Source organism: Paenibacillus auburnensis, assembly GCF_927798115.1.
Classification (GTDB): Bacteria; Bacillota; Bacilli; order Paenibacillales; family Paenibacillaceae; genus Paenibacillus_AQ; species Paenibacillus_AQ auburnensis.
In genome coordinates this window covers 410,767-419,540 of sequence record NZ_CAKMMG010000004.1, presented here as the reverse complement: position 1 = coordinate 419,540, position 8,774 = coordinate 410,767, and the positions used below count along the sequence as shown (strand labels likewise).

Annotated in this window: 6 protein-coding genes and 1 riboswitch; of the genes, 2 read left to right on the top strand and 4 right to left on the bottom strand. The window is 53.5% G+C overall.

Annotation, left to right across the window (positions count from 1 at the left end; genetic code table 11):
- Window positions 1–148: 148 nt before the first annotated feature.
- Window positions 149–1,003 carry an aldo/keto reductase gene (locus tag L6H70_RS17420; RefSeq protein WP_236335169.1) on the bottom strand — a complete coding sequence of 285 codons (855 nt, stop codon included), beginning with the start codon at window positions 1,001–1,003 and terminating at the stop codon, window positions 149–151.
- A 62-nt stretch (window positions 1,004–1,065) separates the two neighbouring features.
- Window positions 1,066–2,271 (bottom strand): MFS transporter, encoded by a 1,206-nt coding sequence (locus tag L6H70_RS17415; protein ID WP_236335168.1) that lies wholly within the window; start codon window positions 2,269–2,271, stop codon window positions 1,066–1,068.
- A 137-nt stretch (window positions 2,272–2,408) separates the two neighbouring features.
- On the opposite strand from L6H70_RS17415, the gene L6H70_RS17410 reads away from it, so the two are divergent.
- On the top strand, window positions 2,409–2,795 hold the full coding sequence (locus L6H70_RS17410; RefSeq protein WP_236335167.1) for a winged helix-turn-helix transcriptional regulator: 387 nt from the start codon (window positions 2,409–2,411) through the stop codon (window positions 2,793–2,795).
- A 167-nt stretch (window positions 2,796–2,962) separates the two neighbouring features.
- Window positions 2,963–3,643 carry an S-layer homology domain-containing protein gene (locus L6H70_RS17405; protein WP_236335166.1) on the top strand — a complete coding sequence of 227 codons (681 nt, stop codon included), beginning with the start codon at window positions 2,963–2,965 and terminating at the stop codon, window positions 3,641–3,643.
- Window positions 3,644–3,748: 105 nt separating this feature from the next.
- Here the strand turns inward: L6H70_RS17405 and L6H70_RS17400 are convergent, their stop codons facing one another.
- Window positions 3,749–4,924 (bottom strand): ATP-binding protein, encoded by a 1,176-nt coding sequence (locus tag L6H70_RS17400; RefSeq protein ID WP_236335165.1) that lies wholly within the window; start codon window positions 4,922–4,924, stop codon window positions 3,749–3,751.
- Between the two features lie 55 nt (window positions 4,925–4,979).
- Window positions 4,980–8,291, bottom strand: coding sequence for a response regulator (locus tag L6H70_RS17395; RefSeq protein ID WP_236335164.1), 3,312 nt, complete (start codon window positions 8,289–8,291; stop codon window positions 4,980–4,982).
- Between the two features lie 274 nt (window positions 8,292–8,565).
- Window positions 8,566–8,669, top strand: a riboswitch (purine riboswitch).
- Window positions 8,670–8,774 lie beyond the last annotated feature (105 nt).

The window sequence follows — 8,774 nt, the reverse complement described above, 5'->3', positions numbered from 1 at the left end:
TTCAATTTTATAACGAACATCGACCGCAACGAAGACTAAATAAGCTGCCTCCGGTAGAGTACCGGAAGCAGCTTATAGCCTAGGGTCTTTTTTCAGTGTCTATAAAACAGGGGCTTGACCACTGAGAGAAAGAGGGGCTTTCTGCGCGTCAGAAATTAAAATTGTCGGGGTCCGGACCGACCCGCTGATCGCGGTTCAGCCCGTCAATCCGTGCCATATCCTCAGCGCTCAGGACAAAATCAAAGATGGCGGCATTTTCGGTAATCCGCTGTTCCCTGGTCGACTTCGGAATCGTCACTATGCCATGCTGCAAATCCCAGCGCAGGATGACCTGGGCAACCGATTTGCCGTATCCGGCAGCAATCTCCTGCAGGTCAGGCTGATCCAGCAGCCCGCCCTGCATCAGCGGCGACCAGGCTTCGATCTGAATGCCCTGCTCCCTACAGAAGGTTCGCAGTGCCTGCTGAGACAGGTAGGGATGCAGCTCGACTTGGTTGACCATCGGCCGGATTTCGGCATCCTTCAGCAGATCCTCCAGATGATGAATCTGAAAATTACTGACTCCAATCGCTTTGATGCGGCCTGCTTTATAGAGCGTTTCGAGCGCTCTCCAAGCTTCCTTGTACTTGCCCTCCACCGGCCAATGAATGAGGTATAGATCAAGATAGTCCAGGCCCAGCTTCTCCAGGCTGGCTTCATAGGCGGCAATTGTCGCTTCATAGCCGAGGTCGGCATTCCACACCTTTGAGGTGATAAAGAGATCTTCCCGGGAGAGCTTGTTCTCGGCTAATGCCTCCGCCAATGCTTGCCCTACTCCCCGTTCATTCTGGTAGATTGCCGCAGTATCGATGCTGCGGTAGCCGTGGGCAATGGCGGACTTCACCGCCTTTACCAGTTCGGCTCCGTCGGCAACCTGGAATACCCCAAGGCCGAACCACGGCATATTCACTCCGTTCTGTAGTGCTGTCCAATCTTGCAGATGCTGTGCTGTATGCTGTGTCATTATCAATAACCTCCGAAATATAATTAGTGCTCTGAATTAAGCTGGATTGAATATTTGATTGATTAAGCGGCCTTATGCTCCAGTGTCCGTTCATCCTTCCGCTCCAGCGCACGGCTCCAGGCAGTAAGAAACACTGCCCCGAGCACCATAACCGCTCCGGCCCAGGCGGTATGAATCAGACCCATGTGATCCGTAACCAGTCCTCCGAGATAAGCGCCGATGGCAATGCCTGCATTAAAGGCAGCGATATTAACAGCAGAGGCGATATCTCTGGCACTGGGCGCATACCGGTCCGCCAGGATTACCACATAAGCCTGAAGCCCGGGCACATTCATAAAGGCGAGCAGCCCCATGAAGAAGATCGTAATCAAGGCTGCGGCTTTGAACGGGGCCGTAAAGGTTAGGACCAGCAGAACAACCGCCTGCAGGGCAAACATATAGAACAAGGCGTTCATCGGCTTATGGTTGGCTGCCCTGCCGCCGATCATGTTGCCGATGGCAATGGCAACGCCGTAGACGAGCAGAATAACCGCGACAGTCTGTTCCTTGAAGCCGCTGATCTCATGGAGCAGCGGAGACAGGTAGGTGAAGACGACAAAGGTTCCGCCGTACCCCAAAGCGGTGATGGCAAAAGCAAGCAGCAGACGGCCGTTCGTCACGAGCTTCACCTGCTCGCTAATCGGTGTGCGGGTCCCTTTGCGCAATCCTGAAGGAATGAGAATAAGATTGGCAGCCAGCGCGACAACGCCGGTGACTACAATGGCGACAAAGGTGGCCCGCCAGCCCAGCTGCTGGCCGAGAAACGTACCGAGCGGTACACCCGTGACGGTGGCGACCGTCAGGCCGGTGAACATAATAGAGATCGCGCTGGCCCTGCGGTTCTCAGGAACAAGATCGGCAGCAATCGTCGAGGCGATTGACATGAACAGGCCGTGCGACAGGGCGGAGATCACCCGGGCAATCAGCAGCAGGGTAAACTCGCCAGCAGCGGCTGCCAGGCTATTGCCGAGAATGAACAGCACCATCAGTGACAGCAGCAGCGTTTTGCGGGATACCGCTGTAGTCAGCGAAGTCAGCACGGGGGCGCCGAAGGTGACGCCCAGGGCATACAATGTGACGGTCAGACCAGCCGCAGTTACGGATATATGCAGGTCATCAGCAATGAGCGGCAGCAGGCCTACACTGATAAACTCGGTTGTTCCGATAGCAAAAGCGCTGACTGCCAGAGCCAGCAGCGCGAGGGTGCTTCTTCTTTGTTCTAAGGACATGTTTTTCACTCCTACAGTATGGTAATCACCGGCCGGTGAGTGCTATTATGAATTATGCATGCAATAATGGATAGTACGTACTTTGAAGTAATATAGGTACTAAAAAGTACCCATAACATCACTTTCAGGAGGATTCTATGTCCAAAAAATATAATATATCTGTTGAAGCGACGCTGGAGGTTATCGGCGGCAAGTGGAAGTGCGTGATCCTCTGCCATCTGACGCATGGCAAGATGCGGACCAGTGATTTGAAGCGCCATATGCCCAACATTACACAGAAAATGCTTACCCAGCAGCTCCGGGAGCTGGAGCAGGACGGCATTGTCAACCGGATGAGTTATAATCAGGTACCGCCCAAAGTAGAATATGAGCTAAGTGATTATGGAAAATCACTGCGCTCCATTCTGGATTCCTTATGCGCCTGGGGAGAGCAGCATATTATCAGAGAATACGGCGACAAGTTCGCCGTGCTGGAGGATAATGTGCTGAACCATAAGAAGCTTGAGGCCCAGACAACGCCATAAATTATAATGATCTCCCGAAAAAAACGGCTCCTTGCGGACAGACGCAGGGAGCCGTTTTGTTGCGTTATGCGGTCCAGCGGAGAGCCGCTGCAACCTTTCTGCATCCCGCCCGTCTGGAAGAAAGAAGCAGAGCTTCTGCAAACTAAACTACTATGAGGTGACCTATCATGAAGACTACTGCCTTTAAACGGCTGGCTCTGACAGCAGCATCCGTGCTGACTCTGGCTTTTGCCGGACAAAGCTTTGCGGCCGCTGTATCCTTCGATGACATTAGCGCTACACCAGTTAAAGATAAAATCATCTCGCTGCAGGAGCAGGGCGTCATTCATGGCGTCAGCGATACTAAATTCCTTCCGGATGCTCCGGTGACTGCAGCGCAGGGGATTCAGATGTTCGTCAATGCTTTGGATCTGAACATTGACCTGCTGCGGTTCTTCAAAGCGCCGCTTGCGACCGACTACTTCCCCAATGCCAGCAATGATGCCTGGTATGCAGAGGCACTGATCATCGCGGCCAATAACGACATCGGCCTGCCGTCCAACCTTGACCCCGGCAAGAGCTGGACGCGTGAGGAGTTCACCCATCAGCTGATGCTGGCTATCCAAAAGCATAGCAATCTCCCGATGATCAAAATTATGCCGGTAGATATCGCCGACAGCACGGAGTTTACAGGCGGCTCTGATGGTTCCGTTCAGCTGGCGCTGGTGCTGGGCATCGCCGCTCTAGACAGCAGCGGCAAGTTCCATCCGGCCGCTGATATTACCCGTGCGGAAGCTGCGGAAATGGTCTATAACGCTCTGGAGTACATTGCTGCGCACCCTGCTCCGGCGGGAATGACCGGCGAATAGGCTCCGGTCGTCTCTCCTGCCGGCAGAAGCCGGTACACATACAAAAACCGCAAGCGCTCCATATCCCGGAGACTTGCGGTTTTTATGTTTTTTGGAGAGCGGATCTTAATCCGGGCTGCCTTCGGTGACCTGAATCGTGAAGACAAACGCGGCGCCCTGCTCCATATCTGGCCGGGCGTAGATGGTACCGCCCATCAGCTCCACCAGCATTTTGCAGATGGAGAGGCCAAGGCCCGTCCCTTTGAACTTGCGGTCAATGGTCGCGCCGATCTGGGTGAAGGGCTGGAACAGATATTTCATTTTGTCAGCGGGGATCCCGATGCCTGTGTCCTCAATGACGAATTCCAGCTGCAGCACGCCATCCAGCACTTGTCTGAGGCCCGCATGGACCTTCACACTTCCGCTGGAGGTAAATTTAATTGCGTTACCGATCAGATTGTTGAGTACCTGTCTAAGCCGGTTGGGGTCACCGACCAGTAGGTCGGGAATATTCGGGTCAATGAACATTTCCAGCTGCAGACCGCGTTCCATAGCCAGCGCTCTGAATAGGTCGATCGTTTCCTTGAGGCAGGAGCGGAAGTTGAACAGCTCGTAGTCCAGCTCCATTTTGCCGGATTCAATCTTCGTGAAATCGAGAATATGGTTGATGACAGACAGCAGCGCATGACCGCTGGTATGAATGATCTCAGCCATCTCCAGATCATCCGGCGTCAGCTGCGAGGTTCTCAGCACATCCGACATGGCGATAATGCCGTTGAGCGGGGTACGGATTTCATGGCTCATCATGGCGAGAAAGCCGCTTTTGATCCTTAGGGCAAGCTCAGCCGTCTCCTTCAGTTCCGTGAGCACGATATTAGCCGATTCCAGCTCCTGCGATTTAATCTGCAGCTCCTTGCGGGTCTGGTACAGGCGGACGAAGCCATCGATCTTGCTTTTCAGGACAAGGGGATGGAAGGGCTTCGTCAGAAAATCAATAGCTCCGGCTGAATAGGCCATCATATGGTTCTCCAGCTCGGAGGTAAGTGCGGTTAGAAAAATAATCGGGATATCCCGCGATTTCTTGCGCATTTTTATCCGTTTGGCCGTTTCGAAGCCATCCATGTCCGGCATCAGCACGTCCATAATGATCAGCGCAAATTCCTGCTCCAGCAGGCATTTCAGGGCATCCATCCCGGAGGTTGCACCAACCAGCTGATAGGGTGTGTCAGCGAGCAGGGCCTGAATGGAGAGAAATTCATCCGGCCGGTCGTCTACGAGTAAAATATTAACAGGATATTCCATAGTTCCTCCCACCGAGTCAAAATTAATCTGTAGTTCTGTTGCTGAGCTCCGGCAGTTACTGAATTAACCATACCTTGAGCACAGTAACCAGCTGTGTGGTGTTAATCGGCTTGGAGATGTAGTCGGAGGCACCGGCCTGCAGGCATTTGATCCGGTCCTCCTCCAAGGCACGCGCGGTCAGGGCTATAATTACCATCTGGTCATACTCGGGCCTTAGGCGTATATGCTTCATCGTCTCGTACCCGTCCATTTCCGGCATCATAATATCCATGAATACAAGCTGGGTTTCCGGATGCTGTTCCAGATGCTCAAGCGCTTCCCGGCCGTTCTGGGCAAAGCTGATATCCATATTATAGCCTTCAAGCACACTCGAGAGCGCAAAGATATTACGCATATCATCATCCACGAGCAGAATGCTTTTCCCGGCAAAGGCGGCCTCCGGATTATGCAGCTTCTCGATCAGCAGCTGTTTGTCGGGCGGCAGGTCAGCATGCTTGCGGTGCAGGTACAGCGCAGTTTCATCGAAGAGCCGCTCCATCGACCGCACATTCTTGATCACGATGCTCTCGGCGTAATGCTTCAGCCGCTGTTCGTCGGATTTGCTGAGATCTTTTCCGGTATAGATAATGACCGGCAGGGTTTGCAGCTTGCGGTTGGTCTTGACCTGCTCGAGCAGATCAAAGCCGCTGATGTCGGATAGGCCCAGATCCAGCACCATGCAGTCAAAATGGTGACTGCTCAGCTGCTCCATGGCTTCCCGCCCGGTACCGACAGCGACGATGCGCACATCGGGATGAGCGATGAACTCCACAAGGCTGCCGCGCAGCAGCTGGTTGTCCTCTACGATCAGCAGGCTTTTGACCGGACGCCGGATATACGTCTCAATCTGCAGGAAGGAAGCCTCCAGCTCGGCCTGATCGCTCGGCTTCTTCCAGAAGGAGAGGGCGCCCATCGCCAGGCTCTGCTGGTTCTCTTCCGTGGTTGAGATGACGTGCACCGGAATGTGGCGCAGCTCCGGCCGGCTCTTCAGCCGGCTGATGATCGACCAGCCGTCAAGAACGGGGAGATGCAGGTCGAGTAGTATCGCATCCGGCTTGTAGGCATGGGCCAAAGCGAGACCCTGGTCGCCCTGGAAGGCCACAATCGCCTTGAAGCCTCTGCTGCGGGCCAGCTGCAGCAGGATCGCCGCGAATTCAGCATCTTCTTCGATAATCAGAAGCAGGGTGTCACCGCTAACGAGATTATTCCGGTCATCGTCCATTTCAGCGAACTGCAGCAGCTTCGGATTGGAAATCGAAATGTCCGGTACAAAGGATTCGCGGAAAGCAGATTGTTCCTTGACCGCAGGTTCTTGGTCAATGTTCTCCATAGTGGCCGCAGCTGCGAAGGAGGCGGCTACCTGGGCAAGGGCATCTTCATCAGGCAGCGCAGCGGGGATGGTCAGTGAGAAGGTGCTGCCCTTGCCTTCCAGGGAATCGACCTCGATTCTTCCGCCGAGCAGGGTAGCCAGTTCACGGCAGATGGTGAGGCCCAGGCCCGTGCCGCCGTACTTGCGGCTGGTTGTGCCGTCGGCCTGCTGGAAAGCTTCGAAGATGCTGTCCAGCTTGGACGGAGCAATGCCGATCCCGGTGTCGCTGACCGAGAAGATCACTTCGTCACTGCTTGGACGAATGGACAGTGAGACAGAACCCTGCTCGGGAGTGAACTTCACAGCGTTTGACAGCAGATTGTTAATGATCTGCTGGAGCCGGTGGCCGTCGGTCATCAGATGCTCCGGCAGTCTGCTGTCACAATGGACGTCAAAGCGGATATTCTTTTTCTTCGCCTGCTGCTCGAACCGTCGGAACAGATGAGTACTGACATCATGCAGCGCGACGGGCTCCAGCACAGGCGTCATTTTGCCGACCTCGAGCTTCGCCAGATCGAGAATCTCATCGATCAGCTGCAGCAGATCCTTGCCGGCCGAGAAGATGGTATGCACGTATTCAAGCTGTTTTACACCAAGATTGCCTTCCTTGTTCTCAGCTAGAATCTGTGACAGGATCAGCAGGCTGTTCAGTGGTGTACGCAGTTCATGCGAGACGTTGGCGAGAAACTCCGACTTGTATTGCGCGGCCATGAAGATCTCTTCCGCCTGTGATTTGATCTCGGCTTTCTGCTGTTCGGTAAGCATCATCTGCTGCTGCAGATGACTGTTGGAGACGGCTAATTCTTCGGTTTGCGCCAGCAGCTCCTGGGTCTGTGCCTGCAGCTCTTCCTTTTGGTCCTGGAGCTCATTCGTCTGGGCCAATAGCTCGTCGGCCTGCTCCTGGATCTCCTCTTTCTGCCGTGCGGTCAGCTCCATCTGCTGCTGCAGATTATTATTGGAGGTAGCCAATTCCTCGGTCTGTGCCTGCAGCTCCTCGGTTTGCGCCAGCAGTTCATCTGTCTGCGCCTCCAGCTCCTGGGTCTGGGCCTGCAGCTCCTCGGTCTGCGCCTCAAGTTCATCCTTCTGCAGTTGAGTTTCGCTGAGCAGTTCCTCAATACGGGCAACATCGGCCAGTGTGTTGATCAGAACCCCCATGTTCTGGCCGGTCCGCTCGATGAGTTGCAGCTCCTTGTCGGCCAGTTCTTTCATCAGGGCCAGCTCAACCACGGCGACTATCTCGGTCTCATAAAGTACCGGCAGCAAAATCAGTGTAGAGGGGGCTGCTTCGCCTAGTCCGGAGTGAACCCTGACGTAATTCTCCGGCAGATTGTGCATCACGATCATTTTCCCGTCAACTGCGCATTGACCAACCAGTCCGCTGCCCAGTCCGAACGGTTCACGGTTCACGGAGGCTTCATCAAAAGCATAGCCGGCCGTGAATTGCAGCTGGTTATGCTGCACCAGGTACACAGCTCCGTAGCTTCCGCCGACAGCGGACGCCAGCCTGCCGATGAAGATGCGCGCCGCCGTCTGCAAATGCACGGAGCCCTGAAGCATCAGGGCCATTTCCGACACCTCGGTATTGATCCAGGCCTGTTCTTCAGCCTTCAGCCGCAGGCCGCGTTCTTCTTCCGTCTTGTGGTGCAGATCAATTCCAAGGGTATAAAAGGACTGTGCCAGCTGTCCCAATTCATCACTACCGGCAGCGGCCTTTCCCGGGGAATCAAGTGTGCCTTGGGCAATATCCTGCGATATTGTAAGGATTCTGCCGATACCGCGGGTTAAGCTGCGGTGAATGCCAGCCAGGAAGAAAGAGCTAAGCAAAATACCTGCTGTACCCGCCCCTAAAGACAGGTAGAGCGGAACTCCTTCCAGATTGATAATAGCTATAGTAATCATACTGCCAAGCAGCAGTATAGAAGCGAGTGCCGCTAACCAAATCTGTTGTTTTATTTTCATGCTATTCCGCCTTTATGTCGCTAGTTTTACTAATTATACTTTTAATAGAGAAGCGGTGATAGGGCAAACAAGGGTAAAAGGCCAGTTTAACCATAAATTAGTATGGTTTTCAGGCATTAACAGCGATATTCTACTGCTTTATTATTGTCAGACCGCTGGTTCTGAAAGAAAATATATGTATCTCATGAAAAATTGTCATTAAATGCTGAAATTTTTCACGAAATTATGCTTGTAAGGAGTGTACAGAGCGTGTAAGATATACAAAGGTTTTAATCCGATTATTCATATAACAACTCATATAATCTTGGGAATATGGCCCATAAGTTTCTACCGGATAACCATCGTAATTGTCCGACTATGAGTGAAATAGCGCATCTAGGGTTCCGTTTTCTATGCCGTGCAGCGGCATAGGAAGGCTGGTCCGAGCGATGCGGACACTGCGATGTGTTACACCACTTAGGGACAAAAGCCCAGAAGGACAGA